Below are 16,689 nucleotides of genomic sequence, written 5' to 3' on the forward strand. Positions count from 1 at the left end.
TATACGGTGACGCCATGGTACAGGATATTCTTTCTCAGGATGAAGTGGATGCTCTATTTAAGGGCATGTCAGAGGGTGATGTCGAAACACAAGCTGAACCTGAGCCCGATCCAGGCGGTATTCGTCCCTATGATCTGGCGAATCAGGATCGGATTGTGCGTGGCCGAATGCCCACTTTGGAAGTGGTCAACGAACGCTTTGCACGACTATGGCGGGTCAGTCTGTTTAATTTTCTCCGCCGTACGGCTGAAATTTCTGTGGGTCCGGTGCGTTTAATTAAATATAGTGAATTTATACGCAGACTGGTCGTTCCCAGTAATATCAATATTGTGCAAATTAAACCTTTGCGGGGATCCGCATTGTTTGTTTTTGATCCACGCCTGATTTTTGCAGTAGTGGATAATTATTTCGGAGGCGACGGGCGTTTCCATGCGCGCATTGAAGGCCGTGAATTCACGCCTCTGGAACAAAGAATTATTAAACGACTGCTGGACCTGGCATTTAAAGACTTTAAAAATGCCTGGACACCCGTGACCGAATTAAATCCGGAATTAACCCGTTCCGAGGTGAACCCGCAATTTGTCAGCATTGCCACCCCTACGGAAGTGGTGATTGTCAGTACATTCAATGTAGAACTGGAGTCGGGTAGTGGTACGTTTGAGATCTGTCTGCCTTATGGCATGGTGGAACCAGTCCGCGATCAACTGACCGCAGGAACGACGGCAGACCGTTCGGAAATAGATCGGCGTTGGGTACAATCCATGCAGGACGAAATGCAGGAAGCCTCCCTGGATATGGAAGTACACTTTCTGCAAACTCAGCTGACGCTTCGGCAGTTATTGGCGCTCCGTGATGGAGACATTATTCCCGTAGAAATGCCTGAGGAAGTTTTTGCTCAGGTGGATGGCATCCCGATTTTTTCCGGGCGTTATGGGGTTTCTAACGGAAAAATTGCGGTTCAGTTGGAAAAACATTTATGTCCGGAAATGCTTGCTGGGCAGGCAGCTATGGCAGCTATGGAGAACTAAAAGATGGCTGAAGAACAGAATACCCCGACGGCGTCTGCAACAGAGTCTGCTGACAATGCTCAGGCAGACGATATTATGGCCGATTGGGCGGCAGCAATGAGTGAACAGGAGGCTGCAGAAACAACTGCTGAGAATCCTTCCGAAGCTGTTTCCGGAGAGGCAGGGGCCACTGCAGAGCAGGGTGTTGCTGCTTCAGCCGCATTTGCAAAAACAGCAACACCAGTGCCCATGCCGGAATTGCAAGCTTCCCGATCGACGGGAACCCAGGCACAAAATCTCGACATGATACTGGATATTCCAGTAACCCTTTCAGTGGAACTGGGGAAAACCAAAATTCAGATTCGCAATTTGTTGCAGCTTGCTCAAGGTTCAGTGGTCGAGTTGGAACGGCTCGCCGGTGAACCCATGGATGTTTTGGTCAACGGTTATCTGATCGCCCAAGGCGAGGTCGTGCTGGTGAATGACAAATTCGGGATCCGTTTGACCGATATTGTCAGCCCGGCAGAGCGCGCCAAAAAGTTGCGATGAAACGCCTTTTTGAAACGCCAAAATTTTGGCTGATCTTCTGGATGTTGTCAGGGTTCAGTCCCTTGGCCCAAGCAAGCACTCCCGCCGTGATGGACACGGGCAGCCCCTTTTCATGGATGTCCATATTGCAGTTGTTTGCAGCTTTGTTGTTTGTATTGGCTATATTTTTTGTGGTTATCTGGATGCTCAAACATTTCCAGCCGGGCGCAATGAATAACCCGGTTGCCGGGCTCAAAGTAGTGACATCCCTGCCTTTGGGTACGCGGGAACGTCTTTTGCTAGTACAGGTCGGAGAGCAGCAATTACTACTCGGGGTAACACCAACAGGTATCCATCTGTTGCATACCCTGGAGACAGCGCTGCCGGATACGACCGGTAATTCAGCAACGGCTTTTGCCAGCTGGTTACGTACTGCGATGGAGAGGCGTAAGCAAGGAACATGGAGCCCAATCACCCCAGCCCCCAAGGGAAATGTAATAACCGGCGATCAACATCCGCCTTCAGGAGATTCTTCACCGGACTGATGTTTTTTTTCTTGCCGGGGGTTGCCCTGGCAGGAGGACTCCCGGCCCTGACTGCAACGCCACAGGCTGGAGGCGCTACCGAGTACAGCCTCAGTATCCAAACCCTCATTTTCATGACCGTGCTGGTTTTTCTGCCCGCCATGTTGCTGATGATGACGGCATTTACCCGCATCATTATTGTGTTATCCCTGCTGAAGCAAGCCCTTGGTTCTACTCAGATGCCTCCGAGTCAAATTATTGTCGGGCTTTCCCTGTTTTTGACGTTTTTTGTGATGGCTCCGGTTTTTCAGCAGCTCAATACCCAGGCTCTGCAGCCATTAACCAAAAATCAGATCAATCTTACCGAGGCCATGTCTCGTGCCGAAGGACCCCTGCGGACTTTTATGCTTTCCCAGACCCGACCGGACGACCTGGCGCTTTTTGTCAAATTATCCGGACATAAGCAGTTGCAGGCACCTGCCGATACGCCCATGACTTTGCTTGTTCCAGCTTTTGTGACTTCCGAACTGAAAACCGGGTTTCAGATCGGTTTTCTGATATTTATTCCTTTTGTCATTATTGATCTGGTCGTGGCAGCGGTGCTGATGTCCATGGGAATGATGATGTTGTCACCCGTCACCATCTCTTTTCCTTTCAAGCTGATGCTTTTTGTGCTGGTCAACGGCTGGGATCTGGTGATTGGTTCGCTGGTACAAAGTTTTGTGCATTGAGGAGAACCTATTATGACTCCAGAAAGTGTTATTGATGTGGGGCAACAGGCCATCTGGACGACTCTTCTGCTTTCTGCTCCGCTCTTGGGTATTGCTCTGGTGGTCGGGGTGCTGGTCAGCATTTTCCAGGCGGCTACACAAATCAACGAAATGACCCTGAGTTTTGTGCCCAAGGTGATCGCCATGGGTTTGGTCATGGTTATTCTCGGACCCTGGATGCTGCATTTGATGATGGATTACACCATCCAGCTTTTTCATAATATTCCTCATCTTATTGATCAATGATTCACTTTACCAGTCTGCAATTAGAGCACTGGATCGGCCTGGTATTCTGGCCTTTCGTACGGGTATTGGCGTTACTTTCCACTGCCCCGGTATTCAGTGCGACGCAAGTGCCTGTCCAGGTTCGGGTAGGCCTGGCTCTACTTATCAGCGTGGCAATTGCCCCGGCATTGCCCGCCATGCCCGCCGTGCATTTCCTGAGTGGCGAAGGGGTGGTTCTCCTGATTCAGCAATTATTGATTGGTTTTGGACTGGGTTTTGCCATTACCCTGATTTTCAGTGTGATCCAGTTTTCGGGCTCGGTGATCAGTTTGCAGATGGGGCTAGGGTTCAGCAGCTTTTTTGACCCTGTTACCGGTGTGCAAGTCCCGACCTTGTCCAATTTTCTGAATTTGCTGGTGCTACTGCTTTTCATGGGGATGAATGGACAATTGCTGGTGCTCGCGACTTTGATGCGCAGCTTTACCTTGTTGCCGGTCAGCGCCAACCTCAGCCTCAACCCCTCAACCTGGCATTTGCTGGTCAGCGAGGGTGCCGTGATATTTTCCCTGGGTCTGGCCATTTCCACGCCGGTATTGGGTACGTTAATACTGGTCAATATTGCACTGGGGATATTGGGAAAGCTGGCTCCGCAACTGAACATCTTCGTGATCGGCTTTCCGCTATTGTTGGGACTTGGACTGCTGGCCATCTATATATTCATGCCAGCCATGCAAATGCTGGTTGAACATTTGTTGAGCATGTCCATGACTTTTGCCGGCAAAGCCATGTTGACGGCGGCACAGCCATGACGTTTCGGCCACATAGCAGTGGGGAGGGCGTCTGATGGCGGAAGAAAACGCGCAGGAACGCACTGAAGCGGCGACGCCGAAACGTCAGGAGGACGCACGCAAAAAAGGGCAGGTAGCGCGCTCCCGGGAACTGTCTACCAGTGCGCTGTTACTGGTTTCAGCGAGTTTGTTTTATGTGTTTGGGGACCATATTTATCAAAATCTTGCGGCTTTTTTGTATGCCGGCCTGCATTTGTCTACGCCCGAAATGACGGATTCTGGTGATTTGCTCAGACATTTTGCACGCATGTTGATGATGGCCACCTGGATGACCTTGCCTTACTTCCTGATTTTGCTGGTAGCGGTTATGGCGGCGGGACTGATGGTCGGCGGTTGGGTTTTTAGCACCCAATCCCTAATACCGGATTTTACCAAGCTGGACCCCATCAGCGGTGCCCAGAAAATTATCTCCAAACATGGTGCTCTGGAACTGGTTAAAGCGGTTTTGAAAACCCTGGTGATCGGCGGTTTCGGGGTAACCTTGCTGTGGGCGCAACGTCACGCCCTGTTTGGCCTCATAGCGGAAACCCCCGATCATGCTCTTTTACATTTGATGCGAATGAGCGGACTGGTTTTTTTGATCCTCTCCGCCACCACGTTGTTGATTGTGCTTTTTGATGTACCTTTCCAGATCTGGACCCTGAATCAGAAGCTGAAAATGTCCCATCAGGAAATCAAGGATGAAATGAAAGAGTCTGATGGTAATCCTGAAATCAAATCCAAAGTGCGCGCCATGCAGCGGGAAATGGCGCGCCGACGGATGATGGCAGCCATTCCTAAAGCTGATGTCATTGTGACCAACCCAACCCACTATGCCGTTGCCCTGCGTTATAAAGAAGGGGAACAACGTGCGCCCATGTTACTCGCCAAAGGTGCTGATCTGGTTGCCATAAAAATTCGTGAAATTGCTGCCGAACACCATATTCCTATTGTCGAAGCGCCACCATTGGCTCGCGCTCTGTTTCACCATGTTGAACTGGAGCAGGAAATTCCCACGAGCTTGTATCGGGCGGTGGCAGAACTTCTCGCCTATTTATATCAATTACGGGTTACTGCTCCGCAGCAGTATCCGCCATTGCCGGATACCTGGTCAGTTCCTGAAGAACTGGATAAACGGGATTAACCTATGAATTTTATCAGCCGTCTCTTACAAAAACTCAACTGGCATACTCTGGCCGCGCCCATACTGGTGATCATGGTGCTGGCCATGCTCATTATCCCGCTACCTACTTTTCTGCTGGATATTTTGTTTACGTTTAACATTACCCTGGGGTTGATTATTCTGCTGGTCAGCCTGTACATGAAACGGCCCCTCGAATTTGCAGCCTTTCCTACGGCCTTGTTGCTGACGACCCTGCTGCGCTTGTCCCTGAACGTGGCTGCAGCGCGTATTATTCTCCTGCATGGGCAGAATGGTCCGGGCGCAGCGGGGCAGGTGATTGAATCTTTCGGTCAGTTTGTGGTGGGTGGAGATTACGTCGTTGGTATTATTGTTTTCGCCATTCTGGTGATCATCAATTTTGTGGTGATCACCAAAGGGGCTGGTCGTATTGCTGAAGTCAGTGCCCGGTTTACCCTGGATGCCATGCCCGGCAAACAAATGGCCATTGATGCCGATTTAAATGCGGGAATTATCGATCAGGAAGAAGCCCATCGGCGGCGCATCGAAATTGCTCAGGAAGCCGACTTTTTCGGATCGATGGATGGTGCCAGCAAATTTGTGCGGGGTGATGCGGTAGCGGCCATTTTAATTTTGTTTATCAATTTGATTGGTGGTCTGATTATTGGCATTTGGCAGCATGGCCTGAGTTTAAGTACCGCCGCGCACGATTATACCTTGTTAAGTATTGGTGATGCACTGGTCGCACAGATTCCAGCTTTGGTCATCTCCATAGCGGCCGGTATTGTGGTCAGCACCGTCAATACCGGTCAGGATTTGGGCAAGCAACTGATCGGCCAGGTATTTCAAAATAGAGAGGTGATGACTATTGTGGCGGTTATTTTGGCCATACTGGGTCTGATTCCAGGGATGCCCCATTTACCTTTCCTGGGTGCGGCGGCATTGCTGGGCGCAATCGTCTGGTATGGTAAACAAGGTAAAGCGCCGGAAAAAGTTGTCGAGCCCCCTGTTGGTGGTCCAGAGCCGGAGGAGGTGACCTGGGCGAGTGTGGAGCCATTGGATCCTTTGGGACTTGAAGTCGGGTATCGTTTGATTCCGCTGGTGGACAAAGGCCAGGGTGGAGAATTACTGGCACGTATTCGCGGTGTTCGCAAAAAATTTGCCCAGGATTTTGGATTTTTGGTACCGGCAGTCCATGTTCGGGATAATCTGGAATTAAGGCCAACGGCTTATCGCATTAACGTGAAAGGCGTGGAAGTGGGAGGCGGGGAGGTATTTCCGGATTTGCTGCTGGCGATTGATCCCGGAAATGTTCTCGGAAAAATCGCGGGCACCCCGACCACCGATCCCTCTTTTGGATTGCCCGCCGTTTGGATTGACAAGGATGAGCGCGATAAAAGCGTGGCTTTGGGCTATACCGTGGTGGACCCGGCTACCGTGATTGCCACCCAGTTGCACCAGATTCTCCAAAGCCATGGTGCGGACTTGTTGGGTCGGGAAGAAGTGGAAGGGTTGCTTTCGCATTTGGCCAGTCGCTCTCCCAAACTGGTGGAAGATGTCATTCCCAAAATGCTTTCCCCGGACAAGCTGAAAAAAGTCTTGCAAAACCTCCTGAATGAGGGTGTCCCGATTCGCGATATGCGCACCATCGTCGAAATTTTGGCGGAGCATGCACCCCAAAGCCAGGATGTTGACGAATTGACGGCAGCCGTGCGCACAGCTCTGGGTCCCTATATTGTTCAGGGACTGTTTCCCGGGCAGTCAGAGCTACCTGTTGCCGTGCTTGACGGGCAGTTGGAACACTTATTGCAAGAGAGTCTGCGCAATAGTAATGGCGAAGCATTGGAGCCGGGGTTGGCACAGCGCGTACTGGAAAAGGCAGGGGACTTGATGCAGCAAATGGAGGCAGGGGGTATGCAGCCGGTATTGTTGGCCATGGCCCCCATGCGCACTTTTTTGGCGCGTTTTCTGGCGCGTAGTGCCCCCCGGATGCGGGTTCTTTCTTATGCGGAAATACCCGAAAGCAAAAAAATCAGGGTGGTGGCTACCCTGGGTGCCTGATTTTTCAGGATGGTGCCTGAACGTCTAACAGGAGACAGTTTTTATGAAAATCAAACGATTTAGTGGTGCCAACACCCGAGAAGTTCTCCAACAGATTCGGGGCACTCTGGGTCCCGATGCCGTAATTCTCTCCAATCGGGAGTCTGACGGTGAAGTGGAAATAGTAGCCGCCATTGATTTTGATGAAAAACAATGGAATGAAACCCAATCCATACCGGCCTGGCCAGAGCCTTTGCGTACCCATCCGGAAAAAACTGAAACATTCCAGCCAGCACAGCTATCCGCTAAAGCGGCGGCAATAGCACTGCCACAATCTTCGGCAACAGCTTCGCCACGTGACTTGTCTCATCCGCCGGCCTCCGCACCGTTGCGTGATGAACTGCAAGCCCTCAAACAGCTGGTGGAAAGACGTTGGGGTCCGCAACCGGTGCAGCAATCTGCTCAGGAATCCTTGACCGAGATGGGTTTTTCCGAAAAGTGGATTAAGGAGTTTCTGGTGCAGGGCGAATCCCAGGAGTGGGAGCAGGTATTACTCAGTACCCTCCAAGAAAAAGTCGGGATTAGCCAGGCATCTTTGGAAAAACCGGGGTTGTTTGTTTTGATGGGGCCAACGGGTTCGGGTAAAACCACCAGCATCGCCAAGTTGGCTGCTGCTCAGGTTCTCCGGCATGGTCCTCACTCGGTGGCACTTCTGACTACCGATACTTATCGGATTGCCGGTGTTGAACAGCTCGATATTTATGCGCGTATTCTCGGCGTTCCTCTGGATGTGATCAAAGGTCCTGAGGATTTGCTGAAATCCCTGGAAAAGCATCGCGACCGTTCATGGATATTTATAGATACCATCGGCATGGGACCCAGGGATCCCCGACTGAATGAACAACTCCAGTGGTTTGCGGCGCTGGGCGCTGATGCGCAAAGATTTTTGCTGGTACCTGCCAGTCTCAGTGGTCGAAATCTGGCTACTGTTCTGCAACCTTATACGGATATTCCTCTCAGTGGAGCCATAATTTCCAAGGTGGATGAAACTCCGGCCTTTGCGGCAGTTTTGGAATGGCTTGCCGCACAGCATCTGCCCGTTGCCTGGTATAGTGATGGCCAGAAAGTCCCGGAAGATATGCATGAAGCGCCTTGGGAGCAATTAATGAACTTGCTCAAGATGAATGGTGCGCTCCAGAAGGATAAACTGGCAGATGATCCGGGGAGCCGTTACCATGGCGGCCAGTTATGAATAAATCCAGGTTGAATATATTGGTTCAGGACGAAAACAGGTTGGATCAGGCAGAAGGGCTACGCCGAATGCGGGCAAGAAAACCAATCAAAGTGATCGCCATTGCCAGTGGCAAGGGTGGGGTGGGTAAAACCAATGTGGCCGTTAATCTGGCGGTCGCTTTGGCTCAACAGGGGGCCAAGCCCCTGCTTTTTGATGCGGACCTTGGTCTTGGCAATGTCGATGTGCTGTTGGGGCTCAGTCCGCGCTATAACCTGTCGCATGTGATTTCCGGCGAAAAAAGCATGGAAGAGGTGCTGATTACCGGCCCCTGGAATATCCGCATCCTGCCAGCTGCCAGTGGAGTGGCACAGATGGCCAATCTGGACACACAGTCTCAGGCCAATTTGATTCAGGCTGTTGGTGATCTGAGTCTGGATATGGATTATCTGTTGATAGATCTGCCTGCCGGTATCGCCGGGGACGTGCTGACATTTAGTCAGGCAGCACAAGAGGTTCTGGTAGTACTTTCCAATGAGCCTGCTTCCATTACGGATGCCTATGCGTTAATCAAGGTACTTAGCCGTAATCACGGAGTGCGTCGTTTCAAGGTGTTACCCAACATGGTCAGGGATCAAAGAGAAGGGGATGCCTTGTTCCAGCGTATTGCCAAAGTGGCCGACGGATATCTGGATGTGACGTTGGAACAAATTGGCAGTATTCCGCTGGATCCTGCCCTGCGTGCGGCGGTTCGTTCCCAGAAAGCGGTTGTGGAAATGTATCCGGATGCCCCGGTTTCCCGAGCGCTGCAAGATTTGGCTGTGGCGGTTGAACGTTGGCCGCACTCCTTTAATGCTTCAGGGCATATGGCTTTTTTCATGGAGCGTTTACTGATGAAAAATCCCGAGATATCTATCTGATGAGTGCTCGACGGGCCGCTGATCCATCGGTTGAAATGAGTGCAGAGGTGGCGCGTTTCGCACCATTGGTACAGCGTATTGCCCAGCGGGTGTGGGCCCGGTTGCCGGCCAATATTGAATTGGCAGATTTGGTTCAGGCGGGCTTGATTGGTTTGATGGATGCGCTTTCCGGCCAGGAAAATAGTGCGGGTGAGGCTTTTGTAGCTTATGCCAGTTTGCGTATCCGTGGCAGTATTATGGATGAGCTACGTAATCAGGATTGGCTTCCCCGGCGTGCGCGGGCCAAGGAGCAAACTATACGCAAGGCCATTAATCGCCTTGAACAGCAATTGGGCCGTGCTCCTGAAGAAGAGGAAGTTGCCGCCGCGCTGGGATGGAATCTCAAAACCTATCAATCCGCTTTGCAGGATACGGGTGGACAGATTGTTTATCTGGAAGATTTAAGTGCGGATCAGGATGTTTTTGCGGGTCGTTATTTGCGCGATAAAACCCCTGACATGACAGCCATATTGGGTTCGGCGGAGTTCGCTCGAGATCTTCAAGGTGGTATAAAAAGCCTTCCCGAACGGGAGCAGCAGGTATTAGCCCTGTACTATCAGGAAGAGTTGACCCTGAAAGAAATCGGCATCGTGCTTGACGTCACGGAATCCCGGGTTAGCCAGATTATGCGTCAGGCCATTTTGCGTTTACGCAGTAATCTTGGTGATTGGAATGATGCTCCGTAAAATGGGTGCTACATGGATTTTCTGACAATAATAGGTCTGGTAGTGGCCTTTGGCGGGATATTTTTAGGGCAATTGCTGGAGGGCGGTAAGCTGAGTTCCGTTTTGCAGCTTACGGCTTTTATCATCGTCATCGGCGGCACCATGGGGGCGGTGATGGTGCAGTATCGGCTTCCGGTTTTTGTTCGTTCTTTGAAAATGGTGCCGTGGATTATTTTGCCCCCCAAAACAGATCCTCAGCCGATCATTCAAGAACTTCTGGAATGGAGCAATGCAGCGCGCAAAAATGGCTTGCTGGCTTTGGAAGGATTGTTGGAGAGCGTCACTGATCCATTTATGCGTAAAGGGTTGCAGATGTTGGTGGATGGCTCAGAGCCTGCCAAAATCCGTGCTACACTCGAAGTGGATATGGATTCCCGCTCGGAAATTGAACGTCAGGCAGCTCGGGTTTTTGAATCAGCGGGTGGCTATTCGCCGACGATAGGTATCCTCGGTGCCGTTCTGGGTTTGATACACGTGATGGAAAACCTTGCCGATCCTGCAAAGTTGGGAGCGGGTATCGCCACAGCCTTCGTTGCCACAATATATGGGGTGGGCTCTGCCAATCTGCTGTTTCTGCCTATTTCCAACAAACTTAAGGGTATTGTTCACCAGCAGAATTATTTGCGGGAGATGATCATTGAAGGTCTGGTCGGCATTGCGGAAGGAGAAAATCCGAAACTTATTGAAGGACGACTCCAAAGTTTTTATGCGGAATAAGGAGCATTCACATGGCTGATATTCCTTTTCGTCCAGTAGAAACGGGCACGCAACCTGTCCAACCTTTGCGCCCTGTCAATCAGGATCAAAAGCAAAATTCAAAGTCGCCCAAAACCCCTAAGCGCAAGAAGGGGGAGCCGGGTCATCAACTGGATGAGTTTGCCTGATCAGCCAGGTAAATGCGCTGGCGCCCATCTGTTTTAGCGTGATACATGGCCTTGTCGGCCGCAGCTATGCTTTGTTCCTGACTACAGGAATTTTGCCAGAGGCTGATTCCGCCGCTGAAACTGATTTTCAGCGGCTGGTCTTGAGTCTGAAATAACTGCCGACCCAATCGGGTTTGCACACGTTCCAGAATATCCAATGCGTTTTCTGGCATTGTATCGGGCATCAAAATGACAAATTCTTCACCTCCATAACGGGTGATGACGTCATTGGCTCGCAAGGTGTCCTGTAAAATTTTAGCCATTCCTTGTAACACCTGGTCACCCAGATCGTGTCCATGCTGGTCATTGACCTGTTTGAAATGGTCAAGGTCGACAATGGCGACAGTCAGCGGCTGATTGAGGCGCTGGGCTCTGGCGGATTCGCGAGCAAAAGCGGCGCTCAGCCCCCGCCGATTCAATGTTCCGGTAAGAGGATCTACATGAACCAGCTGACTGATGGATTCCATTTCTTCTTCCAGCTTGCGAATTTTTTCCTGGGCAGCGTTCAGACGATTTTTTGCCTGGAGCAAGGTATTTCTTGCTTCAATGGATTGTTTGGAAATGTTTTTGCTGGTATTCAAGACTGCACTGACAATTTTTCGTATTTGCTGCCAATCGGTTGCACTATCCAGCTCACTGGCCAGACTCTCCAGTTGTTGGTGATTACGTCCATTCTCACCGGCCATACTTTCGACAGATATCAGCACCAGATTCACGAGATCACGAATAGCCTCGCGGGCTTCTCTGACCTCAGATTTCAGCTTTCCTTGCTGGAAAATGACTTCTTTCACCCTGCTGATCGCCAAATCCAGCTCTTCGTGATTATCGGCAATTTGAACGGCCTGCCGCACAACATCCATTTGCCCGGACAAAAACGCATCATTATCAAGCAGGTCGGCCACATTTCGCAGCAGTAGTTGCAAAAGTTCCTGTAAACCCTTGCGTATTTTTATTTCTTTTGCTTCCAGCTCCTGCTGGTGGTGTAAAAGATCTCTGGCTAAAGGAAACAGGGCATCCGGTTTAATTTCGTTTTCATTAAGAAGCCCATCCAGTTGCTCCAGGAGGAGGGTGCTCGACTGGTCATGGTCTCGTATGGAATGCCGGATAACCGTCCGGAACAACTTCTGCCAGATCCCACAATTTACATCGTCAGAATCATTTTCATTAATGTCTTCGGGTTCGATTTGTACCTGCCGTGTGGAGAGCTTTTCCCATTTTTGGAGAAGTTGATCCAGCTTTATGGCCAAAGTGCTGGCATTTTTTTCTTCCAGAAGCTGGTTTTTAGACAATATTTTTTGAAGATGCGATAAACCCGATTGAGATCTTTCCCATTCCGTGCAGAAGCGTCGCATAAGATCGTGCCAATTCATTTCGGGGGCACTATGTGCTCCTGAAATTTCATGGTAGCACTGCGTATAATTTTCGGGAGTCGGTGATAAACCAAGCTCCATAAGGCGTTTAAGGGCTTCCCGCGCAATTTCTGAGGGAGTTTTGTTGGTCATGCTGATAATGCCTTTCATTCTTGCTACGCTCAAAAGCTATCGTAATGACTTAGTAGAAAAAAGGAAAGGTCAAGGTAGCAGGCGCGCCTGGTTTCGCCCTTCATGTTTGGCCTGATATAGTGCTGCATCGGCAATGACAATTCTTTCATGGGATGGCACATTGGGCAGTAAGGTGGTTATCCCAATGGAAATGGTCACCTGAACAGAGGGGTGTTGTACCAGCGGAAAGGGGTCAGAGGCGATTTTTTGACAAAGTCGCTGGGCAGCAAGCAGGGCGCAACTTTTATGCATTTGTGGAAATATAGCCAAAAACTCTTCGCCACCGTAGCGATATAATCCATCGTACGGGCGCAATGCACAGTGCAAACGTCGGGAAAGCTCCTTCAGGACAAGGTCGCCATTCATATGTCCAAAGCGATCATTGAATGTTTTGAAATGATCCACATCCAGCATGGCAATAAATGCAGAAGCACCACGGTCAACCAAGGCCTGTTCGCGACAGAGGTCATCCTCCATGCGGCGACGATTAAGCAGGCCAGTGAGTGGGTCCACCTCCCCTAAATTTCTACTGAATGCCACGATTTCGTCAAAACATTGGCGCTCAAGGGCCTCGGCGGCATTCATCACCGCAAATAAATCACTGGCAGGTTCTTCATTTAAATTGAGATCTTGCAGTTTTTGCAGGATTTTGTGATAGCTTTTTTGCAGATCCTGCCAAAACACTCGACGTGCTTCCGGGACCCGCGATTCCGGTGTATGCAAGGATTGCAGTACGGCCTGCTCAGCTTGTCGAGGTAATGGACGTCCTTGCAGATGCTCGCGTAGCCAAAGTTGCCAGAATGATTTCCATGCCTCATAAAAATTGACGAGATCAGCCAGATAGGGGCTGCTGTCAACTTGAGAAGCATTATTTTGATGCGCGTATGTTTCAGTTTGTGATCGTGCAGTCATGGCTCACCTCCGTTGGCGATTCTAAAAGCAAAAGCCATGCCATTTTTCGATTTTTGGGGTCGAGTCTTTGTTGGGGATGCATCCTTAAGTTTTTCCTGAGATGTGCCGTTATCCTGTTTATTACGGGGTGGGGAGATCCATATATGCACCATACATTAAAGCGATCTGTGCGTGACCAGAGCTTCGATTTCATTCAGGAAACAGATTTTTCACTGATGCAGCTCGGTCTGGAGGGCGTTGTAGCCTATTTGCTGCGCATCCAGAACGCCCTCGAGCATCGTGATTATGTGGCCAAACGTGTGGCAGTGGAACGCGCCGAACAACTCGTACAACATCTGCTTTTGCATTTAGGAGAAGAAACCCAAAAAGCAGTGATTGTGCGCCTGGACCGATTGTATCGTTACCTGCTTCTCAAATTGGCCCACTGTAATATGTTCAATGATCTGGAGGCGCTTTACGGTTGCGAGCCGATCATTGAGGATTTGCGACTGGAGTGGTCTATTGTGCACGGGGAACAGAGAGATGAAGAGGTCCGGTTTTCCAGATTAATAGACTTTGATGATATGCTTGCTGGGTAAATTTTACATTATTGAGAAATACGTATAGGCAAGGACGCCATGGCAGAAAAAACCGGAAAAAGTAAACTGATTATAATTTTGATTGCAGTCATTGTGTTGCTGGTGATTATTGGTGGTGCTGCTGTCTGGTGGTTCATGATACGTTCCACTTCCGCTCCTACCCCTGCACAAATCGCCCAAAAACAGGCTCAACAAAAACTTCAGAACACCAAGTTCATTGACCTTGGCTCCCTGGTAACCAATTTACAGAGTGCAGATGGCAATACGCACTACATACAGGTTCAGATTCAGCTGAAAACTTATGATCCTTCGGTAGAAGCCTCTGTCAAATCGTATATGCCCGAAATCCGCAATGGCATTCTGCTGTTATTGAGTGCTCAGAATGCCGATACTGTCAGCCAGCCAGCGGTGCGTGATCAGCTCCTACAAAAAATTAAAGAGCAGGTTAATAAAGTGCTGGAAACAGATGGCGGTGCCCTTGCTAAACCGGCACCAGAGAAAAGTCCGCCCATAGCGGCCGTTTATTTTGCCAGTTTTGTTGTTCAATAGTGGGATTTAACGCATGTTTCTGATTATTGGCTATGTGATTGCACTGGGTGCCATTTTTGGTGGTTTCATGTTGGAAGGCGGTGCCATCACTGCGCTGATCCAGCCATATGAACTTCTCATGATTGGCGGGGGTGCTTTCGGCGCCTTTTTTGCAGCGACTTTTCCCCGCACTTTCAAGGCCGTTATTAAATCTCTTCCGCTGGCCTTTAAAGGGTCAAAGTACAACAAAGCCGTTTATATGGAACTACTCAGTTTGCTCAATGAGCTTTTTAGTAAGATTCGCCAGGGTGGGCTCATGTCTGTTGAGGGTGATGTTGATGACCCGGCGGCCAGTGAATTATTCAAAAAATATCCGCGTATTGTTGCGGATCATCATGTCATGGAGTTCATGACTGACTACTTGCGCCTGATGATTGGCGGAAATCTTGGCGCATTCGAAATGGAAAATCTCATGGATGTGGATATTGACACCCATCATCGGGAGATGGAAATTCCTATTCATGCCCTGGTTCGTACAGCAGACGGAATGCCCGCTTTTGGTATCGTTGCTGCGGTAATGGGCGTGGTTAATACCATGGGTTCCGTGGATAAGCCGCCTTCCGTGCTGGGTGAGTTAATTGCAGCAGCCTTGGTAGGTACTTTTCTGGGTATTCTTCTGGGTTATGCCGTTTTGTCGCCTTTGGCTTCGCGAATGGAAGATCGGGCAGCAGAAGGCAGTAAAATCTTTGAATGTATCAAGGTGGCGTTACTGGCGACTATGAATGCTTATCCTCCCCAGGTGGCTGTGGAATTTGGCCGTAAGGTTTTATATTCGACAGAACGTCCAAGCTTTCAAGAGTTGGACAATCATTTGCGGGAGCTCAAGGGGAAATGACACATCATGGCTGAAGATGGAAAAAATAAGCCTATTGTCATAAAACGCATCAAGAAAGGGGGTGGTGGAGGACACGGCGGTGCCTGGAAAATCGCTTATGCTGATTTTATTACCGCCATGATGGCTTTCTTTTTGCTGATGTGGTTGTTGGGGTCCACGACCAAGGCACAATTACAAGGTATTTCTCAGTGGTTTAAGAATCCTGAGAGGGTTTCTTTGATGGGTGGACCCGGAAGTGGTTCTTCCAATTCCATTCTGTCTGGTGGCGGCAAGAATCTGACGAAAACTGTTGGAGAAATTCAGCGCGGCGAAAAGCGGCAAAATCTTGCCAGTAATCCGACCATCACTACAGCTGAAGAAGAAACCGATCGTAAGAATCTGGAACATTTGAAAAAGGCTCTGGAAGCACAAATTGCCAGCAATCCTGCACTGGCTGCTTTTCGTCATCAGTTGCTGATCAATATTACTCCGGAAGGCTTGCGAATCCAGGTGGTCGATAGTGCCAAACGTTCCATGTTCCCGAATGGAAGTACTGTCCTGGAGCCTTATGCCCAAACGATTTTCAAGGCCATTGCACCAACCTTGAATCAATTGCCCAATCAAATCAGCATTACCGGACATACGGATGCCGTACGGTATGCTAATGGCGGCAAGGGCTATAGTAATTTCAATCTGTCGGCAGGACGCGCCAATGCTGTTCGTCAGGTGCTGGTTCAGAATGGCCTGGATGAGAGTAAAATACTGAGAGTAGTCGGCATGGGATCAGCGGTGTTGTACGTGCCCAAAGAGCCGGACTCTCCCTTGAATAGACGAGTAAGCATTGTAGTATTAAGTCAAAAAGCGGCACTACGGATAGTTAATAACCAGAAGATGGAAAAAAGTGTGGATAATACCAGTGCTGCTCAACAAGTCATCGGTGGAGCTGCCGCACAGCCCACTATTGCTGAGAGTGTTTCCTCAGCCAATCCAGGAGCACTTCCATTGTCATTGGCCGCGCCCGTAAAAAGCCCTGCGTAAACTCAACCCCTGCTTCCAGCAAAAATTTTTCCTCTTCAAGCGTTTCAACACCTTCTGCAACGATGCGTAGCTTGATGGCTTTAGCGATAGCGATGATGGCTTCGACGAGGGTTTGTGTAGAATGATTGATGAGCATGCTGCGGACAAAACTCTGATCAATTTTCAAGGTGCTGAATGGTAGTTGATTAAGCATGCTCAGTGATGAGTAACCCGTGCCAAAATCATCCAGGGCAAGTATGGTGGACCCATGAGTCAAGACAAAAAGAGCGAGAGTTTAAGCTAGTCTGGTTTCTAACATTGCAGCAGAATGGCGCTGCC

The 16,689-nt window shown here is 49.8% G+C and carries 20 protein-coding genes; 17 read left to right on the top strand and 3 right to left on the bottom strand.

Translation table 11 applies throughout. The annotated features are described in order from the left end of the window. Positions 1–14: 14 nt before the first annotated feature. The 13 genes from fliM to HAP95_RS10160 all read left to right on the top strand — a co-directional run bounded on the left by fliM (position 15) and on the right by HAP95_RS10160 (position 10,861). Positions 15–1,028 carry a flagellar motor switch protein FliM gene (gene fliM / locus HAP95_RS10100; protein ID WP_215884096.1) on the top strand — a complete coding sequence of 338 codons (1,014 nt, stop codon included), beginning with the start codon at positions 15–17 and terminating at the stop codon, positions 1,026–1,028. Between the two features lie 3 nt (positions 1,029–1,031). Further along, positions 1,032–1,556 carry a flagellar motor switch protein FliN gene (gene fliN / locus HAP95_RS10105; RefSeq protein WP_215884097.1) on the top strand — a complete coding sequence of 175 codons (525 nt, stop codon included), beginning with the start codon at positions 1,032–1,034 and terminating at the stop codon, positions 1,554–1,556. Positions 1,557–1,618: 62 nt separating this feature from the next. Further along, entirely contained in the window at positions 1,619–2,080 is a 462-nt protein-coding gene (fliO, locus tag HAP95_RS10110; RefSeq protein WP_215884098.1) for a flagellar biosynthetic protein FliO, read from the top strand. Further along, positions 2,080–2,790: a flagellar type III secretion system pore protein FliP gene (gene fliP, locus HAP95_RS10115; protein ID WP_215884099.1), complete on the top strand. Its 711-nt coding sequence runs from the start codon at positions 2,080–2,082 to the stop codon at positions 2,788–2,790. Before fliO ends, fliP begins: the two co-directional genes overlap by 1 nt. Before the next feature lie 12 nt (positions 2,791–2,802). Continuing rightward, entirely contained in the window at positions 2,803–3,075 is a 273-nt protein-coding gene (gene fliQ, locus HAP95_RS10120) for a flagellar biosynthesis protein FliQ (protein ID WP_010639942.1), read from the top strand. Then, positions 3,072–3,863, top strand: a complete 792-nt coding sequence (gene fliR / locus HAP95_RS10125; RefSeq protein ID WP_215884100.1) for a flagellar biosynthetic protein FliR — start codon at positions 3,072–3,074, stop codon at positions 3,861–3,863. The genes fliQ and fliR overlap by 4 nt, the downstream gene beginning before the upstream one ends. Before the next feature lie 34 nt (positions 3,864–3,897). Next, the gene (gene flhB, locus HAP95_RS10130) at positions 3,898–5,025 is read left to right on the top strand and encodes a flagellar biosynthesis protein FlhB (RefSeq protein WP_215884101.1); all 1,128 of its coding nucleotides are present in this window, start codon (positions 3,898–3,900) and stop codon (positions 5,023–5,025) included. A gap of 3 nt (positions 5,026–5,028) precedes the next feature. Beyond that, a complete protein-coding gene (flhA, locus tag HAP95_RS10135) occupies positions 5,029–7,083 on the top strand; it encodes a flagellar biosynthesis protein FlhA (RefSeq protein WP_215884102.1) in 2,055 nt (684 codons plus the stop codon). A 43-nt stretch (positions 7,084–7,126) separates the two neighbouring features. Then, positions 7,127–8,314, top strand: a complete 1,188-nt coding sequence (gene flhF / locus HAP95_RS10140) for a flagellar biosynthesis GTPase FlhF (RefSeq protein WP_215884103.1) — start codon at positions 7,127–7,129, stop codon at positions 8,312–8,314. Beyond that, complete coding sequence (locus HAP95_RS10145; RefSeq protein WP_215884104.1) at positions 8,311–9,213, top strand: MinD/ParA family protein; 903 nt, start codon at positions 8,311–8,313, stop codon at positions 9,211–9,213. The genes flhF and HAP95_RS10145 overlap by 4 nt, the downstream gene beginning before the upstream one ends. After that, positions 9,213–9,938, top strand: coding sequence for an RNA polymerase sigma factor FliA (fliA, locus tag HAP95_RS10150; RefSeq protein ID WP_215884105.1), 726 nt, complete (start codon positions 9,213–9,215; stop codon positions 9,936–9,938). The genes HAP95_RS10145 and fliA overlap by 1 nt, the downstream gene beginning before the upstream one ends. Positions 9,939–9,950: 12 nt before the next feature. Continuing rightward, complete coding sequence (locus tag HAP95_RS10155) at positions 9,951–10,694, top strand: flagellar motor protein (protein WP_215884106.1); 744 nt, start codon at positions 9,951–9,953, stop codon at positions 10,692–10,694. Between the two features lie 11 nt (positions 10,695–10,705). Next, on the top strand, positions 10,706–10,861 hold the full coding sequence (locus tag HAP95_RS10160; protein WP_215884107.1) for a hypothetical protein: 156 nt from the start codon (positions 10,706–10,708) through the stop codon (positions 10,859–10,861). Here the strand turns inward: HAP95_RS10160 and HAP95_RS10165 are convergent. Next, positions 10,840–12,402 carry a GGDEF domain-containing protein gene (locus HAP95_RS10165; RefSeq protein WP_215884108.1) on the bottom strand — a complete coding sequence of 521 codons (1,563 nt, stop codon included), beginning with the start codon at positions 12,400–12,402 and terminating at the stop codon, positions 10,840–10,842. The genes HAP95_RS10160 and HAP95_RS10165 overlap by 22 nt on opposite strands. 69 nt (positions 12,403–12,471) lie before the next feature. Further along, positions 12,472–13,353, bottom strand: coding sequence for a GGDEF domain-containing protein (locus tag HAP95_RS10170; RefSeq protein WP_215884109.1), 882 nt, complete (start codon positions 13,351–13,353; stop codon positions 12,472–12,474). 143 nt (positions 13,354–13,496) lie between these two features. On the opposite strand from HAP95_RS10170, the gene HAP95_RS10175 reads away from it, so the two are divergent. The 4 genes from HAP95_RS10175 to motB are packed head-to-tail and all read left to right on the top strand — an operon-like array spanning position 13,497 to position 16,371. Continuing rightward, on the top strand, positions 13,497–13,931 hold the full coding sequence (locus HAP95_RS10175) for a flagellar protein FliS (RefSeq protein WP_215884110.1): 435 nt from the start codon (positions 13,497–13,499) through the stop codon (positions 13,929–13,931). A 39-nt stretch (positions 13,932–13,970) separates the two neighbouring features. Beyond that, positions 13,971–14,480, top strand: coding sequence for a flagellar basal body-associated FliL family protein (locus tag HAP95_RS10180; RefSeq protein WP_215884111.1), 510 nt, complete (start codon positions 13,971–13,973; stop codon positions 14,478–14,480). Positions 14,481–14,493: 13 nt separating this feature from the next. Beyond that, a complete protein-coding gene (gene motA / locus HAP95_RS10185) occupies positions 14,494–15,354 on the top strand; it encodes a flagellar motor stator protein MotA (protein WP_215884112.1) in 861 nt (286 codons plus the stop codon). A gap of 6 nt (positions 15,355–15,360) precedes the next feature. Further along, positions 15,361–16,371, top strand: a complete 1,011-nt coding sequence (gene motB / locus HAP95_RS10190) for a flagellar motor protein MotB (protein ID WP_215884113.1) — start codon at positions 15,361–15,363, stop codon at positions 16,369–16,371. On the opposite strand, the gene HAP95_RS17510 is transcribed toward motB, so the two are convergent. Next, positions 16,292–16,564 carry an EAL domain-containing protein gene (locus HAP95_RS17510; protein WP_368356579.1) on the bottom strand — a complete coding sequence of 91 codons (273 nt, stop codon included), beginning with the start codon at positions 16,562–16,564 and terminating at the stop codon, positions 16,292–16,294. The two genes, motB and HAP95_RS17510, sit on opposite strands and share 80 nt — an antisense overlap. Positions 16,565–16,689 lie beyond the last annotated feature (125 nt).

Source organism: Acidithiobacillus sulfurivorans (genome assembly GCF_018853815.1).
Classification (GTDB): Bacteria; Pseudomonadota; Gammaproteobacteria; order Acidithiobacillales; family Acidithiobacillaceae; genus Acidithiobacillus; species Acidithiobacillus sulfurivorans.

Bases quoted from the DNA above. Each gene is read 5' to 3' on its own strand.
- fliM (WP_215884096.1), top strand. From the start codon at position 15: ATGGTACAGGATATTCTTTCTCAGGATGAAGTGGATGCTCTATTTAAG.
- fliN (WP_215884097.1), top strand. From the start codon at position 1,032: ATGGCTGAAGAACAGAATACCCCGACGGCGTCTGCAACAGAGTCTGCT.
- fliP (WP_215884099.1), top strand. From the start codon at position 2,080: ATGTTTTTTTTCTTGCCGGGGGTTGCCCTGGCAGGAGGACTCCCGGCC.
- fliQ (WP_010639942.1), top strand. From the start codon at position 2,803: ATGACTCCAGAAAGTGTTATTGATGTGGGGCAACAGGCCATCTGGACG.
- fliR (WP_215884100.1), top strand. From the start codon at position 3,072: ATGATTCACTTTACCAGTCTGCAATTAGAGCACTGGATCGGCCTGGTA.
- flhB (WP_215884101.1), top strand. From the start codon at position 3,898: ATGGCGGAAGAAAACGCGCAGGAACGCACTGAAGCGGCGACGCCGAAA.
- flhA (WP_215884102.1), top strand. From the start codon at position 5,029: ATGAATTTTATCAGCCGTCTCTTACAAAAACTCAACTGGCATACTCTG.
- flhF (WP_215884103.1), top strand. From the start codon at position 7,127: ATGAAAATCAAACGATTTAGTGGTGCCAACACCCGAGAAGTTCTCCAA.
- HAP95_RS10145 (WP_215884104.1), top strand. From the start codon at position 8,311: ATGAATAAATCCAGGTTGAATATATTGGTTCAGGACGAAAACAGGTTG.
- fliA (WP_215884105.1), top strand. From the start codon at position 9,213: ATGAGTGCTCGACGGGCCGCTGATCCATCGGTTGAAATGAGTGCAGAG.
- HAP95_RS10155 (WP_215884106.1), top strand. From the start codon at position 9,951: ATGGATTTTCTGACAATAATAGGTCTGGTAGTGGCCTTTGGCGGGATA.
- HAP95_RS10160 (WP_215884107.1), top strand. From the start codon at position 10,706: ATGGCTGATATTCCTTTTCGTCCAGTAGAAACGGGCACGCAACCTGTC.
- HAP95_RS10165 (WP_215884108.1), bottom strand. From the start codon at position 12,402: ATGACCAACAAAACTCCCTCAGAAATTGCGCGGGAAGCCCTTAAACGC.
- HAP95_RS10170 (WP_215884109.1), bottom strand. From the start codon at position 13,353: ATGACTGCACGATCACAAACTGAAACATACGCGCATCAAAATAATGCT.
- HAP95_RS10175 (WP_215884110.1), top strand. From the start codon at position 13,497: ATGCACCATACATTAAAGCGATCTGTGCGTGACCAGAGCTTCGATTTC.
- HAP95_RS10180 (WP_215884111.1), top strand. From the start codon at position 13,971: ATGGCAGAAAAAACCGGAAAAAGTAAACTGATTATAATTTTGATTGCA.
- motA (WP_215884112.1), top strand. From the start codon at position 14,494: ATGTTTCTGATTATTGGCTATGTGATTGCACTGGGTGCCATTTTTGGT.
- motB (WP_215884113.1), top strand. From the start codon at position 15,361: ATGGCTGAAGATGGAAAAAATAAGCCTATTGTCATAAAACGCATCAAG.
- HAP95_RS17510 (WP_368356579.1), bottom strand. From the start codon at position 16,564: ATGCTTAATCAACTACCATTCAGCACCTTGAAAATTGATCAGAGTTTT.